A 15,564-nucleotide genomic window follows, 5' to 3' on the forward strand; every position below is an offset into this window, starting at 1 on the left:
GTGCACCACTCCACCTCCGGCTTCCGGCGGCCCGTCTCGCCCACCGAGTGGTCCTACCTCGCCGCCGCGCGCCTCGGCGAGCTGATGGTGATCCAGCTCGTGGTCGAGGGCGCCGGGCGGATCGACGCCCGGGCACTGGCCGGGGCCGTGGCACGGGCCTCGCGGGCCTGCCCCGGCTCCCGGGTCGTGCGGCGCGGGCGGACGTGGCACGACGGCGGGGTGCCGGCCCGGGTCGTGGCCGTCGACGCGCCCGCCTTCGACCGCGCCGCGCTGACCGGACTGCCCGAGCTGACCGGCCACCTGGCGCAGGCCGAGGACTCCCCGGCCTGCGAGGTGCTGCTCCTCACCGGGGAAGCCACCGGAGAACCCGCCGGGAAAGCCGCCGGAGAACCCGCCGTCGAGCCGACCACCGTCGTCTTCCGCGCCGCGCACGCGGTGATGGACCTCAAGGGCCTGCAGACCTGGGCCGCCGAGGTCTTCCGCGCCCTGCGGGGCGAGCCCGCGCAGGACGCCGCGGACCCGCTGACCGACCACCGGCTGCTGGCCGCGCTCGGCCGCAGCGGGCAGCGCCCCCGCCTCGGGCTCGACCAGCGCTCGCCGCTGGGCGGCCCGGCGGGCCCGGTCGCCGTGTGGCGCCGGCGGACCGTGCCGGGCCGGGCCCCGGCGGCGGCCGCACGGGTCTCGGCGGCGCTCGCCGGGGCCGTCGGCGCCCCGGCCCGGATCATGGTGCCGGTCGACCTGCGCCGGCACGTGCGGGCCGCGTCCGCCACGGCCAACCTCACCCTGCCCGTGTTCCTCGACGTGCCGCCCGGCCAGGACCCGGACACCGTCCACCGGCGGCTGCTGGACGCCCTCGCCGAGCGGCGGGAACTGGCCACCGGCACCGAGGCGGCGCTCGCCCGGCTCCCGCTGCCGGCGGCCGCCGCCCTCGTCCGCGCCTCCAGGGCCGCGGAACTGGCCCGGCACCGCCACCTCGCCTCGGCGATCGTCTCGCACGCCGGCCGGCTGGACCCCGCGGAGTTCGGCACCGACGCCTTCACCGCGACGACCGCCTACGCGCTGCCCGTCCACGCGCCCCTGGTGCCGTTCAGCGTCGTGCTGCTCGAACTGCCCGGCCACACCGAGCTGGTGGTCTCCGCCCGGGGCGCCGCGGACGTGGGCGAGCGCTGCGACGCGCTGATCGACCGCATCGCCGAGGCGCTCACGACCGGCGAACCGGCCACTGCTCCACGGCAGTTGCAACCGGGCGCCGCCGAACGGCTCCTCACCCCGGGCCCCGAGGGGCTGCCGCCGCTGGACACCACCGTCGTCCAACTCTTCCGCGCACAGGCCGCCCGCTCCCCACAGGCCACCGCCGTGACCGGCGACTGCGCGCACTGGCCGTACGACGAACTCGACCGGCGCTCGGACGCCGTCTGCGCCGCACTGCTCGCGCGGGGCGTGCGGCGCGGCGAGGTCGTCGGGGTCCTCGCCGACCGCACGGCGTACGGGCTCGCGGGCGTGTGGGGCGTCCTCAAGGCGGGCGCGGCGTTCCTGCCCGTCGACGTCCGCAACCCGGCGCGCCGCGTCGCGGAGCTGCTGGGCGACGCGCGGGCCCGGTACTGCCTCGCGGAGGCCGCCTGGACGGGCCTCGCCGAGGACTTCGACGGAACGTCGATTCCCTTGGAGAGCACGGCAGACAGCCCGATCGACGACCAGGCGCGCGAGACGGTCGCCGCCGCCGCGCCGGGCCCGGACGACCTCGCCTACGTCATCTACACCTCCGGCTCCACCGGCCGCCCCAAGGGCGTGCAGGTCGAGCACCGGAGCCTGGTCAACGCCGTCGGCTGGCTGGCCCCGCTCATGCGCTGCGACGAACGCACCCGCGCCGCCTACTCCTTCTCCCCCGGCTTCGACCTGTCCCTGATGCAGATCTTCCCGCCGCTGCTGCACGGCGGCGCGGTCGTGCCGGTGCCCGGCGAGCTCGACCACCTCAAGCTCCGCGACATGTACGAGGGCCGGCTCGCCAACACCCTGTCGCTCACCCCCACCCACCTCGGCCTCGCCGCCCGCCTCGGCATCCGCCCGGCCGGCATCCGCGCCCTGCAGCTCGGCGGGGAGAACCTCACCGCGGCCACCGCCCGCCGGGCGCGCGAGGACTTCGGCCCGCACTGCCTCATCGTCAACGCCTACGGCCCCACCGAGGCCACGCTCGCCTGCACCGTCGCCGTCGTCGAGGACGGCATCACCCGCGGCTCGGCGCCGATCGGCGTCCCCGTGCACCGCACCGGCGTGAGCGTGCTGGACGACCAGCGGCGCGAAGTCCCCGACGGCCGGCCCGGCGAGCTCTACGTCACCGGCGCACAGCTCGCCCGCGGCTACCTCGGCCGCCCCGACCTCACCGCCGAACGCTTCGTCCTCCTGCCCGACGGCCGCCGCGCCTACCGGACCGGCGACCTCGTGCTGCGCCTGCCCGACGGGCAGCTGGAGTACGCGGGCCGCGTCGACGACCAGGTGAAGATCCGCGGCCACCGGGTGGAACCCGCCGAGGTCGAAACGGCGCTGACCGCACTGGCGGACATCGCCCAGGCCGCCGTGGTCGCCCGCGGCCGGACCGGGGACGTGCGGGCCCTGTGCGCGTTCGTCGTCCTCGCCCGGGACGCCCGCGCCGCCGCCTTCGACGAGGGCGCCGTCCGGGCCGAGCTCGCCCGGACGCTGCCCCCGCACCTGGTGCCCACGGTGGTGCGCGTCCTGCCCGCGCTGCCGGAGACCGCCAGCGGCAAGACCGACCGCAAGGCGCTGCCGGACCCCTTCGGCGACGCCACCGCACCGGCAGGGCCGGGCGACGACCGGGGCGTGGCGGCCGTGACCGCGCGGATCTGGTCGCGCGTCCTGCGCTGCGAGGCCGCGGCCCTCGACGACTCGTCCGACTTCCACGCGCTGGGCGGCGATTCGCTCGCCGTGCTGGAGATGCTGTCGGCCCTCGGCGAGGAACTGCTCGGCGGGCAGCTGCCCGGCGGCTCGGCCGAACGGCGGCTGCTGGACCGGCTCGGACCGCTCAGCGACGGGCTCACCCTGGGCCGCGTCGTCACCGCCGTCGACACCGTACGGAGCGAGGCATGATCTTCGTCGGCGAGGGCGCGCTGCTGTGGCGCGCCGTACGGCACACCCTGGACAGCGGGCTGCCGGTGGACCTGGTCTGCGGCCCGGCCGCGGACGGCGGCGCGGCACCGCCCGGCGTCCGCCACCTCGCCGCCACGGACGTCAACACGGTCGCGGACGAGCTGGCGGCGGCCTGCACGGACGGGCTGGTCTGGTCGGTCAACAACCGGATGATCTTCCGCGCCCCGGTGCTGTCCACCGGCCTGCGCGTCCTCAACGTCCACCACGGCCCCCTCCCGGCCTACCGCGGGATGCCCGAAGTCGCCCTGGTGTACGCCATGCTGGACGGCGAGACGGAGTTCGCCGCCACGCTCCACCGCGTCGACGAGGGCATCGACACCGGCCCCGTCCTGGCCCGCGAGCCCTACCCGATCGGCGCCGAGGAGCCGTACCACGTGGTGATGCGCCGGGGCCTGCAGGTCTGCCACCGGCTCTTCGAACGGTGCCTGCCGCTCGCCGCGGCCGACCCCGACTGGCCCGGCGACCCCGGTGCCTCCGTGGGGGCGGGGGACGGCGGCTACTACGGCCGCACGGCACTGGCCCGCCTCCCCCTTTGGCGTGAGCATCCTGAGTACGCCCGCGCCACCGACCTGGGCTTCCTCGCCGGCTACCTCCCCGAACTCGCCGAAGCCCTGGGCTGACGGCCGGGCCGTGCATCCGGCGGGCGGCCCGGACGGGGCGTCAGTGTGCCCCGCCGGCGGGTGTGGGCGGATTCGGCGGCGCGGCGGCGGGCGGGTGAGTACGGTAGGGGTCAGGGGAGGAACGTGCTGATGACGGTGGACACTTGTACCGCGAAGGGTCGCCGGGCGGCTGCGGCTGCGGTGCTCGCCCTGGGGGTGGCGGGCGTGCTCGCGGGGTGTTCCTCGGGCGGCGGCTCGACGGGCGCTCAGGCCGCTCCTTCGGCGAGTGCTCCGGCGAGTGTCCCGGTTCAGGCCGCACCGGCCCCCGTCACTGGCGCTCCGAGCGCTCCGGCGGCCACGGTCGCCACCGGCGCGAAGCCCGTCGGCAGCCGTCCCGCCGACCCGTGCTCGGTCCTGACGAACGACCAGGTCACCCGGGCCCTGGCCGCCTCGGTCCCGCTCCGCGCGGAGGGCGCGTCGACCGAGGTGGCGTGGGGCTGCACCTGGGGCTCCCGTCAGTCCTTCGTGAGCGTCAAGGAGCTGGACGCGACCCGGTTCACGGCCGTGACCACCAACAACCGGTCCACCTCGTCCCCGGTGCCCGGGGTCGGGGACGACGCCGTCCTGCTCAAGAACAAGGAGGACGGCGGGATGCCGAAGGTCGTCTTCACCCTCGCCGGCCACCACTACAGCATCGAGGCCGTGGCCGACCGCCGCGAGCTCGGCGCCGCCAACGCCGCCCAGGAGGCCGCCGTCGAACAGCAGCTGGCCGCCACCGCGGCCAAGGCGCTGGCGGGCTGACCGGCCCTCACTCCTCTTCCTCCTCCTCGGCCCTGGACAGGGCGTCGGCGATCAGGCGGGTGGCGAAGTCGTGGTCACCGCCGGACATCCGGTTGACGTGCTCGGCGAGCAGGGCGACCATCGCCTCCAGCGGGTTCATCTCGGCGTCCGTCCACGGCCCGTACTGCGCGCGCCAGAGGTTGGGGCTCAGGCCGCTGCCCGCGGCGATCAGCAGGCCCGCCATGGTGGGGATGACCTCGGGACTGAACGTCCTCGGCATCATCCGCATCGTCGACACGAGGGTCGGCACGATGTGTTCGACGACGTCCTTGTCGTGCTCCTCGCAGACCGTCCGCATCCAGCTCATGTACATGTACACGAGCGTGCACGCGCCGTCCAGCAGCTCGGCGAACTCTGCGGGGCCCAGCGACGCGGCGAACTCGTCGAGCATGCGCTGGCGTTCGGGGTCCGCCCCGGTCCGGCCGTCGTAGATCGCCTTGAGCCGGGAGTCGATCACCATGAGCGCCGTGCTCACGTCACCGACGGGCGCGAACTGGGGGTCACAGGGCGAGGGCGACGATGACACGGGACTCCTTGTGCAAGGGCCAGGACCGGTGCGCGGCAGGACAGTTCGTAGGGTAGGCGGACCGCCCGGGTCCGGTCCGGCGAACCACCGCTCCCCCGGCGCGGGGCTCGCGGCGCGCGCCGGGCGTGCGGGCCGGGGAGCCGGGTCAGCCGGCCGTGTGCTGCCGCACCGCCTCGATGAACCCCCCGGTGGACGGCCCGGACAGGGGGCGGCCGTAGCTGTCCGCGATCTGGTCCAGGGCGGTGAGCCCGGCCGTCCAGCCGTGCCGGTCGAGCCAGTGGTGGGTGTCGGGGCCCAGGCCGCCGCGCCACAGGCCGGTGACGTGGGCGAGCGCCGGGTCGTGCGGGGTGCGGCTCACGTCCCGGCCCCGCTCCAGCAGCAGCCGGCTGCCCGGGGCCGCCAGGGCGGCGACGGCCGTGAACAGGCCGGCCGCCTCCTCGGCCGTGAAGTAGACCAGCAGTCCCTCCGCGAGCCACGCCGAGCGCCGCGCCGGGTCGAAGCCGGCCGCGACCAGGCGCTCGGGCCAGCGCGGGTCCAGCAGGTCGGCCGGCAGGGCGGTGCGGTGGCCGACGGGTACGGCGCCCGCGTCGTCCAGGACCGTCTGCTTGAAGTCCAGCACCGGGTCCAGGTCGAGCTCGAACACCCGGGTGCCGGCCGGCCAGTCGAGCCGGTAGGCGCGCGTGTCGAGGCCCGCCGCGAGCAGCACGACCTGCTCCGCCCCGTCCGCGGCGGCCGCGAGGAGACGGTCGTCGTAGAAGCGGGTGCGCAGGATGCCGTGCGCGACCAGGCCCTTGGCCAGCCCGCTGAGCCCGGGACGGGAGGCGGCCGCCTCCATTCCGGCGGCGGTGACGAACGCGGTGGCGTACGGGTCGACGAACAGCGCGTCGGGCCGGGCGCTCTCGTAGGCGCGCACCCTGGCGACGGACAGCGCGGTGCGGGACACCGGGCTCAGGGCCTGGGGAGTATCGGAGGTCATGCCGTGCAATCTAGCCGCCCGCCCGGAGCCGCTCCGGGGCCTTTTCGGCCCCGGCGGTGTCCCGATTGCGGGTGAACGGGCGCGGCGTGTCGGCCCGGTAACGCAGCGGATGCCCGGCGGGCCGCTAGGACAGGTGGATGCGCCTTCCGTCCCTGGCCGCGCTCCCCGCGGCGGCCGTGCTCCTCATGCTCCCCGGCACCGCCCACGGGCTCGCCCCCGTGGCGGCCGCGGAACCGTCGGTCTCCCGCCCGTCTCCTCTCGCCGCGCCGCTGCCGGAGTACCGGTTCACCGGCGCCGGGTTCGACGCCTGCACGGCCCCGCCGCTGGAGGCCCTGTCCGTGTGGCGCACCGCCTCGCCGTACGGCGCGGTGAACATCTACAGCAGCGGTCGCCAGCGCCGCTGCGCGCAGCCGCGGCTGACGCCGCAGTGGGTCACCGAGGCCCGCGCGATGGGCTGGAAGCTGGTGCCCACGCACGTCGGGCTCCAGGCGCCGTGCGCCGAACGCGCGGACAAGCCGCTGCGGATCGATCCGGCCCGGGCCGAGGAACAGGGCGGGCAGGAAGCCGACGAGGCCGCGGCGGCCCTGCGGACACTGGGCCTGGGCGCCGGCAGCCCCGTCTACCTCGACATGGAGGCCTACCCCGCCGACGACGCCGAGTGCAGCCGCGCGGTCGTCGACTTCACCGTCGGCTGGACCGAGGCCCTGCACGCCGCCGGCTACCGGTCCGGCTTCTACTCCAGCCTGAACTCCGGCATCGCCGACATCGTCGACGCCGCCCGCAGCGGCCGCGCCCCCCTGCCCGACGCCCTCTGGTACGCCCGCTGGGACCGCAACCCCACGACCACCGGCCTGCCCGACGACCTGTGGACCGGCCACCACCGCATCCACCAGTACCGCGGCAGCGCCGACGAGACCTACGGCGGCGTGACCCTCAGCATCGACCCCGACCAGCTCGACGGCCCGGTGGCGGGCGGCTTCCGGGGTGAGGACGGCTGAGAAAACCCGGTCGCTACCGCGCTGGGGAACGGACGACACTGGCCGGATGGATACCCGTCGTCCCTGCCCCTGCTGCGGCCACCTCGTCTTCGACGCCGAGGACGGCTGGCCCGGCTCGTTCGCGGTCTGCCCGGTCTGCTTCTGGGAGGACGACCGGGTGCAGATCCGGTGGCCGTTCACCCCGGGCGGCGCGAACCGGGTCTCGCTCGTCGAGGCGCAGCGGAACTTCCGCGCCTACGGGGCCTGTGACCAGCGGGAGCGGCACTTCGTGCGCCCGGCGGCCGAGGACGAGCCGCTCGACGCCGCCTGGCGGCCGGTCGACCCGCTGACGGACCGGTTCGAGGAGTGGGACGGCGGGCGCGGGCGGCCCTGGCCGGAGGACAGGTCGGTGCTGTGCTGGTGGCTCCCGTCGTTCTGGGGCTGTCCGGAGGAGCCCGATGCGCCGCCGGCCCGGCGGGTGGTCATCGACGTGGGTCCGGTGCGCGACGTGCGGGGCCTGCACGCCGTCCTGAAGCGGGAGCTCGGGTTCCCGTCGTTCTACGGTATGGACTGGGACGCGTTCTGGGACGCGGTCACCGGGCTCGTCGTGATGCCGCGTGAGCTGGTCTTCACGGGGTGGGCGGAGCTCGAAGGCACCACCCCCGTGGGTGCCTCCGAGCTGCGCCGGCTGCTCGGGCGGTTCGGGACGACATCGCCGGGCTTCAGCGTCTCGTACCGCCCGTAGGTTCCTGGTCAGTTGGCCGGTTCGGCCTCCGGCTTGTCGACGATGGCCGTGGTGAGGATGGCTGAGGCGTAGTCGTAGCCCTTGCCGTTGCCGGCGCCCGGGGACGGGGTGCCGGCGGGCGGGAGGCCGTCGGGGCCGGCGGGCGGGAGGTCGGAGAGGAGGACCTCGTGCACGCCGAGGAAGGCGCCGGTGGTCTTGTCGAAGACCAGGGCCACGCGCATGGTGCCGTTGGTGCCGACCACCGCGACGCCGTGGCGGCCGGCCGCGTCCGCCTCGTCGGCGACGACGGCCGTGCCGGGGATCTTCGCGGCCGCCTCCATGAGCGCGGCGGCGACGGCGGGCGGTGCCGCGATGTTCTGGAAGATCATCTGGACGTCCCCGAAGGCGAACTGGTTGTACAGCTTCGGCGTCATCGGCATGCCCGCCACCATCTTGGAGCGGTCGGCGGAGAGCAGTTGCTTCAGGAGCTGTTGCGGGTCGGTGGGCAGGGAGGCGACGAACTCGTAGGTCGGGGCGGAGAAGCCCGCCGTTCGCGGGGCCCCGGAGGCGGTCGAGAGCATGGCGGGCCAGTCGGTCCGTCCGCCGCCCATCGTCGGATCCAGGATCAGGCCCTGGGACCTGCCGTCGACCGACATCCACGACTTGCGCTCGTGCTTGGTCTCGCGGGCGCCGTCCTGGATCTCGCGCCGGTAGACGAACTGGGCGCCCTTGGCGCCGGGGTCGGGGCTGCTCGCGGCGGCCTTCGCGGCGCGGGCGAGCAGGCCCGCGGGGTCGGTCGGCTCCGGGAGCGGGGTGGCGGTGGGGCTGGCACTGGGGCTGGGGGCGGACGAGGCCGACGGGGCCGGGGCCGCCGGGGCGGCGTCGCCGTGGTGGCGGTCCGGGACGGCCAGGGTGACGGCCGCCAGCGCGCCGACCGCCAGCGGGGAGGCGACCAGCCACACCAGCCTGCGCCGCGGCTTCGGTGCCTTCGTCTCGGCGGCGATCTCACTCATCAGGTGCTCCTTCAGAAACCGTTGGCGGTCGGCGGGGAGCAGCTCGGGCGAGTTGTTCGGCGAGTTGTTCATCGGATTTCCTCCTGCAACTCCTGCAACTCCTGCGACTCCCGCAGCGACCGGGCGGCTTCGAAGCCGCCGACCCGTACCTGTCCGGTGGCGGGAGCGGGTTCCCGGCGGTTTGCCGGCTCGTTGAGTTCGGTCTCGGCGAGGGTGCGCAGCCGGGTGCGTGCCCGGGACAGGCGCGAGCGGACGGTGCCGACCGGGACGCCGAGGGCCTCGGCCGCCGACGCGTAGTCGAGCCCGACCCACACGCAGAGGCGGAACACTTCGCGTTCGGACCGGCGTAGTTCTGGCAACGCGCGTCGTACGGCGGCGAGTTGGGCGCTGTCGTCGATGCGGGAGACGAGTTCGTCGGCGAAGTCCGGCACGGCCTCGCGTTCGGCGAGGCGGGCCATCGCGGCGCGGTGGCGGCGGGCGGCCCGGGCGGTGTTGCGCAGGACGTTGGTGGCGATGCCGAAGATCCAGGGGCGCAGGTCGTCGTCACCGTCGTGCAGTTTGGCGCGCAGGCGCCAGGCCTCCAGGAAGGTCAGCGACACCGCGTCCTCGGCGGCCGCCCAGTCTCCGAGGGTGCGCAGCGCGTAGCCGTACACGGCTTGGGCGTGTGCGTCGAAGACCTCGCCGAGCGCGGCCTGGTCGCCGGCGCGCAGGCGCGCTCGTTGTGACAGTTCCATGTCCCTCCCTGTCCGCGGGCTGCGCGGGGTTCCGTGTGAGCCGCGTCACTCGCGTGTGGCCGGCGGGGGCTCGGCGTCGATTCTCCGGTGGTGCTGCGGGGATTTCGGAAATCGGGGGCCTCGGGTGCGGGCGGAACGGGGTCGCGCGGGGGTACGCGGGCCGCGTGTACGGACTTGTACGGGATACGGGACCTCACCGGGCCGCTCCCGGCAGGCTTGGGGCGTCGGGGCGGGACAGGACTGCGCCCCGGCGGGCGACATGGCAATCCGACTCGTGATCCGACGTGAAAGGCGGGCTCACATGCGGTCCATGCTCCAACGGGTGTCCGGCGCGGCCAGGCGCCGCAGCCTCGCGCTGATCGGCGCCCTCGCGGTCTCCGTCGCGATGGTCGCTTCCGCGACTCCGGCCAGTGCGACGATCGGGTGCACCGGCGGCGACGGCTGCAACCACCAGACGACGATCTACATGGACGGCGGCAACTACACGCCCTACCACGAGTGGTGGGGGCCGTTCACCGTCCTGAAGATGCAGGGGGACGGGAACCTGGTCCTCTACTGCACCAGCAACGGCGAGCCGAAGTGGTCCACCGGGACGGTCAACTCCAACACGACCTGGGTGAACTTCGAAGGCGGGTCGGGCGGGGGCAGCATGGTGATCTGGACGAACCAGGGGCCGTCGGGCAACGTCGCCCTGTGGTCGTCGCTGACCAAGCCCCCCACCCACAGCACGCGCGGCACGCAGGCGATCGTCCAGGCCGACGGCAACTTCGTCATCTACGACGGCTCCGGCAACGCCCTGTGGGCGTCGAACACCTACCGCCGCTGTCCGGGCACCGAAGGCTACTGGGGCTGACCCGGCCGGTCGGCCGTTCACAGGGGCGCCGTCACCTCGCGGTTCGAGGTGGCGGCGCCCCAGTGCGTCCGGCGGGTCAGCGGACGATGGGCAGCAGGTCGTCGGTGGTCTGGGCGGGGCGCAGGAGTTCGAAGTGCACGGTGCCGTCGGGGTCGACGGTGAAGCCGTGGACGGCGGGTTCGGGCAGGCTGTTGTACTGGAAGTGGGTGGTCGCGTAGTACGCGCCGGTGTCGAGGAGGGCGACGAGGTCGCCGGGTTCCAGGAGGGGCAGCGGCCGGGCGCGGGCGACGAGGTCGCCGGCGAAGCAGCAGGGCCCGGCGATGTCCTGGGGGACGGGGTCGCCGTGCTTGGCGGCGCCGGAGGGGTGGTGGGCGGTGATGCGCAGCGGCCAGGCTTCGGGCATGAAGACGGTGCGGGTGGCGACCTGGGCGCCGGCGTGGGTGAGGGCGATGTGCCGGCCGCCGGCGGTCTTGGTGTACTCGACGTGGGCGGCGATGAAGCCGTTCTTGGCGAGCAGGGAGCGGCCGAACTCGGTGACCACCCGGAATCCGCCGCCGAACAGGGCGGGGGCGTGGGCGCGCAGCCGGTCCGCGTAGGCGGTGTAGGTGGGGTCGGTGGTGTCGTCGGTGAAGTTGACGGGCAGTCCGCCGCCGATGTCGATGCCGGTGATCCGGCGTCGTCCGAGTGCGTCGTTGACGTGTTCGGCGAAGGCGACGGCCTTGGCGACGCCGTCGGCCATGAGGTCCAGGGGGCAGCCCTGGGAGCCGACGTGGACGTGGATCCAGGTGAGCCAGGGGTGTGCGCGGTAGGCGGCGAGGAGGCGTTCGGCGTTGCCGTCGTCGGCGAGCGGGATGCCGAACTTGGAGGTGGCGGTGGCGGTGGACATCGCGCCGATCGTGCCGCCGCCGATCTGCGGGTTGATCCTGATGCCGAGGCGGGAGCGGGAGGGGCGGGTGCGCAGGAGGGCGTCGACACGGTCGAGTTCCTGCCAGTTGTCGATGTTGACCGCGGCGCCGAGTTCCAGGGCGCGGGCGAGTTCGCCGCGGGTCTTGGCCGGGGAGTCGTAGACGATCCGCGCGGGGTCGAAGCCGGCCGCGAGCGCCTGGGCGAACTCGCCGGGGCTGGCGACCTCGCAGCCCATGCCGAGGTGGCGCAGCCGTTCGAGGAGCGGGACGAGGCAGTTGGCCTTGGCAGCGAAGGTGTGCAGCGCGTGGACGGAGTCGGGGAAGGCCCGGTGCAGGGCGGTGACGCTCGCCTCGACGCCGTCGAGGTCGACGAAGGCGGCGAGCAGGGCCTGTTCGGGGTCGAGGAGTTTGCGCTGGACGGCTTCCCGCAGGACGCGTTCGCGGCGGGCGGCCGAGGGGTGGTCGGGTGACTGTCGGATGGTCATGGTGCCCTGCTCCGCTGGGTGTCGTCGGTGGGGCCCGGGAGGGTTCGCGGGGGCCTGGGTCCAGGCTGCCGGGCGCCGGGGGGCCGTGTCTTCGTCCCACGGCGCGGATGTGCGGGGTGCGGGCCGTGTCGTGGCCGGGGGCGGCGGGCGGGCGGTCGCCCCTTTGGTGCGGGGCGAGGGCCCGGGGGCGGTTTCTTCGTGCCGTGCGACGGAGTCGGCGGGGCGGGGCTCAGCGCCGGGGGTTGTGAACTGCTGGGGATCGAGGTCGTTTTCGTGCACGTGGGTGTCCATGAGTTCGTTTTCGATCATGGCTTGTTGGACCGGTGAAGCGACTGTCGGTGGCCTGTGCCAGGGTGGTGGCACTGACGGAGAGGGGGATGGCGTGACCGGGCCGGGGAAGCCGCTGCGGCGGATCGACGCGCCGTTCGTTTCCCTTGGCCCGTCGGGTGTGACGGTCCGTGACCGTCTCAAGGGCCTCACCCCCGAGAACGAGAAGGTGCTGCGGCTGGTCGGCGGGCACCTCGGTTCGCTGGCGTCGCGTGACCTCAAGGCGCGCTGCGCTGACGGCCTGGAGCACGGCAACCAGACGTGGGCCACGCGCAAACGTGACCTGACCGTGCAGTCGTCGTCGCGCTGGGCCGGGAGCATCACCAAGGCCACGCACGACCAGTGGGCGCTGTCGCGTCGCGGGCAGGCCGCGCACCTGGACTACCTGGACACCGGCATCCGCACGATCTCCCACCGCCTGTCGCTGCCGCTGGTCGAGAGGGGCAGCAGGCGACAGCCGGGCGGATACCGGTCCAAGCACGAATGGTTCGTCAAGACCCGGCGCCTGCACGTCCTTGAGGAGCGACGCGCGGCTGTCGCCGCCGACCGCGACAACGGCATCGTGCACGTGGTACGCGGCGGCCGGAAACTGCTCAACACCCGGCACAACCTCGACACCGCGCAGCTCACCGAGCAGCAATGGCGGGAACGCTGGGAGACGGCGCGCCGGTTCCTGTCGGCTGACGGGGAGTCCGGCAAGCGGTTCGGCAACGAGACGATCCGCGTCACCCCCGACGGCGAAGTGTCGATCAAGCTGCCCGCCCCGCTCGCCGACCTGGCGAACGCCAGGCACGGCCGGTACGTCCTCACCGCGAAGGTGACATTCCCGCACCGGGGCACCGAGTGGGCCGACCGCATCGAGGCCAACCGGGCGGTGGCATACCGCATCCACCTGGACGTGGACCGGGGCCGCTGGTACCTGGACGCCTCATGGACCCGCCCCGTCGTGAAGACCATGCCGCTGGAGGCGGCCCGCGCGGCCGGGATGGTCGGGGTGGACACCAACGCCGACCACTTCGCCTGCTGGCACCTCGATACGCACGGCAACCCGGTCGGCGACCCCCAGCGGTTCCCCTACGACCTGACCGGCACCGCCACCCACCGCGACGCCCAGATCCGCCACGCCATCACCCAACTCCTCCACTGGGCCAAGCGCTGCGGCATGAGAGCGATTGGCCTGGAGAACCTGGACTTCACCGCCGAGACCACCCGCGAGAAGCACGGCCGCCGCAAGCGCTTCCGCCAGCTCCTCTCCGGCATCCCCACCGGGAAACTCCGTGCCCGCCTCGTCTCCATGGCCGCCGAGCTCGACCTGGTCATCGTCGCCGTGGACCCCGCCTACACCTCCCGGTGGGGCGCGCAGCACTGGCAGAAGCCGCTCGCGACGCCAACCCGTAAGACCACCCGACACGACAGCGCCGCTGTCGCGATCGGGCGACGCGCCCTCGGACACCCGATCCGGCGACGGACGGCACCGCCCCACGACGACCAGAGCGATCGTCGCGGGCATCGGACCGCCCAGGCCGGACCAGGCATCCGGGGGCGCGAGGAAACCCGCCACCCCGCCACGGACCGTGCACACGATGCACGCGCCCGGGCGGGGACCACGAGAACGCGGGCGACCAGCCGGGCATCCAACACCGTTCGGGATGCACGCAGTGATCAGACCTGGGTCCAAGACCCACTTCTGCTCACTTGATTGGAACGGTCGTCCAGGTCGATGCCGCAGACCTTCTTCACCTTCTCCAGGCGGTAGCGGAAGGTGCCGGCGGGCACGTTGAGGGCGCGTGCGGCCTTGGCGCCGTCCCGGGAGTGGTCCAGGTAGGCGCGCAGCGTGTCGAGCAGCACGTGTTCGCCGGTGCGGGTGGTGTGTGCGCGCAGCCGTTCGACAGAGCTGTCGGCCGGCGGCACGGCGTCGCGCAGCGCGTCCAGGGCGTGCAGCAGGGCGACGGTGTCGGGCAGGTCCGCCACGGAGGCGAAGGCCCGGGCGGCGGCCTGGGCGGAGCGGGCGAAGAGCAGGGCGCGCAGGGCGAGGTCGGCGGTGCGGCGGGATTCCGCTGCCAGGTCGAGTCGGTCCCGGACCTCGCCGATGCCGATGCGCACGGGGTGGGCGGGGTCCTGGGACAGTTCCCGTGCGAGGGAGTCGGCGAGGCGGGTGAGCTGTGCGGCGGCCCGTCGCGGGTCCCGGTCCAGGCCGCCGAGCAGGACCCGGGCGCCGTCGCGGGAGGCCGTGGCGAGCGCGTGGTGGCCCTGTCCCGTGCAGTGTCCGGCCGCCGTGCGGGCGAGCCGGCCGTCGGTGTCAGGGCTCTCGGGTGTGGCGGCGATGGCCAGTACGGCGCACGGCTGCGCCGGGGGCAGCCCGGTGCGGGCCGGTGCGTCGGCCGAGCCCCGGCCGTCCAGCAGGGCTCGGGCGGCTTCCAGGACCTGCTCGCGCTGTCCGGCGCGGCGCACCCGGTCGTGCAGGAGGTGGGCGGCGGCGACGCGGGCGGCGGCCTGGAGGGCGTCGGAGACGGTGGGCGGCAGGGGGCGGTCGGTCGGTGCGACCCAGATCGAGCCGAGGATCTCCTCGCCGGCGCGGACCGCGATGGCCGCGCGCTCGGGGACGTCCCCGAGCGGGCGGCGGTGGAGCGCGCCCGGGGTGGTGCGCAGCCGGTGGAAGAAGCCGTTCTTGCGCATCGCCTCCACGCGGTCGGGCGGTACCCGGTGGGTGAGGATCGTGTCCCGGCGGATGTCGTCGACGTCCTTGTTGTTCGAGGAGTAGGCGAGCACGCGGGAGTGCGGGCTCTCGATGGTCACCGCCCCGCCCACCAGGGGGGCCAGCGCCTCGGCGAGCGCGTCCAGGTCGCCGAGCGGCACGGTGGTGGCCTCCGGTTCGCCGGCCACCTCCAGTGCGGCGCGCAGGGCCGCGATCAGCTGCGCCCAGTCGACCCAGCTGTGGCGGAAGAGCAGTGCCGCCCCGGCCTCGGCCGCGGCGGCGCGCAGCGCGCCGTTCGGCGGGCCGGCGCCCTCGTCGCGGAAGACGACGCCCGCGGCGCCGTCGCGTCCGGCCGCCCGGACCAGGGCGAGGGCCTGCTCGGAGCGGGGATCGACGCGGACGGCGACGAGCAGGTCGCCGCGGCCGGCGCCCGGTTCGGGCCGGTCGAAGACGTCGAGGCCGAGGACGGGAACGTCCTGCCCCAGCGGGGCGAGACACAGCTCGACCACCGCCTCCGTCAGGAGCAGCAGCCCGTGCAGCGTCCGTTCGGGTGCCGTGGTGCCGGTCGACGTCGACGGCTGCTCCGGCATGGGCCGCCCCTCCCCCGCGGTGCGTGGCCGCCGGCCCGGGCCGGGCCGGCGTGCTGGGCGGACTAGTACTCCAGCAGGACTTCGACGTTTTGCCTGTTCAGAGGGCTGCGCGGTGGAGTGTAGCGGGCTGCTGCTCGATCAGGGGCGATCTTCATTGG

13 protein-coding genes are annotated in these 15,564 nt (G+C 74.5%); 7 read left to right on the forward strand and 6 right to left on the reverse strand.

Annotated features, from left to right (window positions below):
- From ACFVSN_RS37330 to ACFVSN_RS37340, 3 genes are all read left to right on the forward strand, one after another.
- A complete protein-coding gene (locus ACFVSN_RS37330; protein WP_387957871.1) occupies positions 1–3,102 on the forward strand; it encodes a non-ribosomal peptide synthetase in 3,102 nt (1,033 codons plus the stop codon).
- Complete coding sequence (locus ACFVSN_RS37335) at positions 3,099–3,782, forward strand: formyltransferase family protein (protein WP_387600532.1); 684 nt, start codon at positions 3,099–3,101, stop codon at positions 3,780–3,782. Before ACFVSN_RS37330 ends, ACFVSN_RS37335 begins: the two co-directional genes overlap by 4 nt.
- Positions 3,783–3,911: 129 nt before the next feature.
- Positions 3,912–4,562 (forward strand): hypothetical protein, encoded by a 651-nt coding sequence (locus tag ACFVSN_RS37340; protein WP_387600535.1) that lies wholly within the window; start codon positions 3,912–3,914, stop codon positions 4,560–4,562.
- 7 nt (positions 4,563–4,569) lie between these two features.
- Here the strand turns inward: ACFVSN_RS37340 and ACFVSN_RS37345 are convergent, their stop codons facing one another.
- Both ACFVSN_RS37345 and ACFVSN_RS37350 read right to left on the reverse strand, forming a co-directional pair.
- Complete coding sequence (locus ACFVSN_RS37345; RefSeq protein WP_380440464.1) at positions 4,570–5,061, reverse strand: hypothetical protein; 492 nt, start codon at positions 5,059–5,061, stop codon at positions 4,570–4,572.
- A gap of 211 nt (positions 5,062–5,272) precedes the next feature.
- Positions 5,273–6,103, reverse strand: a complete 831-nt coding sequence (locus ACFVSN_RS37350) for an SAM-dependent methyltransferase (protein ID WP_387600537.1) — start codon at positions 6,101–6,103, stop codon at positions 5,273–5,275.
- A 137-nt stretch (positions 6,104–6,240) separates the two neighbouring features.
- Between ACFVSN_RS37350 and ACFVSN_RS37355 the strand changes: the two genes are divergently transcribed.
- Positions 6,241–7,101, forward strand: a complete 861-nt coding sequence (locus tag ACFVSN_RS37355) for a DUF1906 domain-containing protein (protein ID WP_387600540.1) — start codon at positions 6,241–6,243, stop codon at positions 7,099–7,101.
- A gap of 46 nt (positions 7,102–7,147) precedes the next feature.
- Positions 7,148–7,825, forward strand: coding sequence for a CPCC family cysteine-rich protein (locus ACFVSN_RS37360; RefSeq protein ID WP_387600542.1), 678 nt, complete (start codon positions 7,148–7,150; stop codon positions 7,823–7,825).
- Between the two features lie 8 nt (positions 7,826–7,833).
- Here the strand turns inward: ACFVSN_RS37360 and ACFVSN_RS37365 are convergent, their stop codons facing one another.
- Complete coding sequence (locus tag ACFVSN_RS37365; protein WP_387600545.1) at positions 7,834–8,889, reverse strand: CU044_5270 family protein; 1,056 nt, start codon at positions 8,887–8,889, stop codon at positions 7,834–7,836.
- Positions 8,886–9,551 (reverse strand): RNA polymerase sigma factor, encoded by a 666-nt coding sequence (locus ACFVSN_RS37370; protein WP_387600548.1) that lies wholly within the window; start codon positions 9,549–9,551, stop codon positions 8,886–8,888. The genes ACFVSN_RS37365 and ACFVSN_RS37370 overlap by 4 nt, the downstream gene beginning before the upstream one ends.
- Positions 9,552–9,852: 301 nt before the next feature.
- On the opposite strand from ACFVSN_RS37370, the gene ACFVSN_RS37375 reads away from it, so the two are divergent.
- The gene (locus tag ACFVSN_RS37375) at positions 9,853–10,404 is read left to right on the forward strand and encodes a hypothetical protein (protein ID WP_387600551.1); all 552 of its coding nucleotides are present in this window, start codon (positions 9,853–9,855) and stop codon (positions 10,402–10,404) included.
- Positions 10,405–10,480: 76 nt separating this feature from the next.
- Here ACFVSN_RS37375 and ACFVSN_RS37380 read toward each other — a convergent pair whose 3' ends face one another.
- The gene (locus tag ACFVSN_RS37380; RefSeq protein WP_387600554.1) at positions 10,481–11,794 is read right to left on the reverse strand and encodes a diaminopimelate decarboxylase; all 1,314 of its coding nucleotides are present in this window, start codon (positions 11,792–11,794) and stop codon (positions 10,481–10,483) included.
- A gap of 382 nt (positions 11,795–12,176) precedes the next feature.
- Between ACFVSN_RS37380 and ACFVSN_RS37385 the strand changes: the two genes are divergently transcribed.
- Positions 12,177–13,820: an IS200/IS605 family accessory protein TnpB-related protein gene (locus ACFVSN_RS37385; protein ID WP_387957869.1), complete on the forward strand. Its 1,644-nt coding sequence runs from the start codon at positions 12,177–12,179 to the stop codon at positions 13,818–13,820.
- Here the strand turns inward: ACFVSN_RS37385 and ACFVSN_RS37390 are convergent.
- Entirely contained in the window at positions 13,784–15,406 is a 1,623-nt protein-coding gene (locus ACFVSN_RS37390; RefSeq protein ID WP_387600560.1) for a PucR family transcriptional regulator, read from the reverse strand. The genes ACFVSN_RS37385 and ACFVSN_RS37390 overlap by 37 nt on opposite strands.
- Between the last annotated feature and the right edge of the window lie 158 nt (positions 15,407–15,564).

Origin of the sequence: Kitasatospora sp. NPDC057904, from assembly GCF_042887925.1 — a bacterium.
Classification (GTDB): domain Bacteria; phylum Actinomycetota; class Actinomycetes; order Streptomycetales; family Streptomycetaceae; genus Kitasatospora.

Excerpts from the sequence above, each read along its gene's own strand:
- ACFVSN_RS37350 (WP_387600537.1), bottom strand. The coding sequence starts at position 6,103 with ATGACCTCCGATACTCCCCAGGCCCTGAGCCCGGTGTCCCGCACCGCG.
- ACFVSN_RS37355 (WP_387600540.1), top strand. The coding sequence starts at position 6,241 with ATGCGCCTTCCGTCCCTGGCCGCGCTCCCCGCGGCGGCCGTGCTCCTC.
- ACFVSN_RS37340 (WP_387600535.1), top strand. The coding sequence starts at position 3,912 with ATGACGGTGGACACTTGTACCGCGAAGGGTCGCCGGGCGGCTGCGGCT.
- ACFVSN_RS37380 (WP_387600554.1), bottom strand. The coding sequence starts at position 11,794 with ATGACCATCCGACAGTCACCCGACCACCCCTCGGCCGCCCGCCGCGAA.
- ACFVSN_RS37370 (WP_387600548.1), bottom strand. The coding sequence starts at position 9,551 with ATGGAACTGTCACAACGAGCGCGCCTGCGCGCCGGCGACCAGGCCGCG.
- ACFVSN_RS37375 (WP_387600551.1), top strand. The coding sequence starts at position 9,853 with ATGCGGTCCATGCTCCAACGGGTGTCCGGCGCGGCCAGGCGCCGCAGC.
- ACFVSN_RS37345 (WP_380440464.1), bottom strand. The coding sequence starts at position 5,061 with ATGGTGATCGACTCCCGGCTCAAGGCGATCTACGACGGCCGGACCGGG.
- ACFVSN_RS37365 (WP_387600545.1), bottom strand. The coding sequence starts at position 8,889 with ATGAACAACTCGCCGAACAACTCGCCCGAGCTGCTCCCCGCCGACCGC.
- ACFVSN_RS37335 (WP_387600532.1), top strand. The coding sequence starts at position 3,099 with ATGATCTTCGTCGGCGAGGGCGCGCTGCTGTGGCGCGCCGTACGGCAC.
- ACFVSN_RS37390 (WP_387600560.1), bottom strand. The coding sequence starts at position 15,406 with ATGCCGGAGCAGCCGTCGACGTCGACCGGCACCACGGCACCCGAACGG.
- ACFVSN_RS37360 (WP_387600542.1), top strand. The coding sequence starts at position 7,148 with ATGGATACCCGTCGTCCCTGCCCCTGCTGCGGCCACCTCGTCTTCGAC.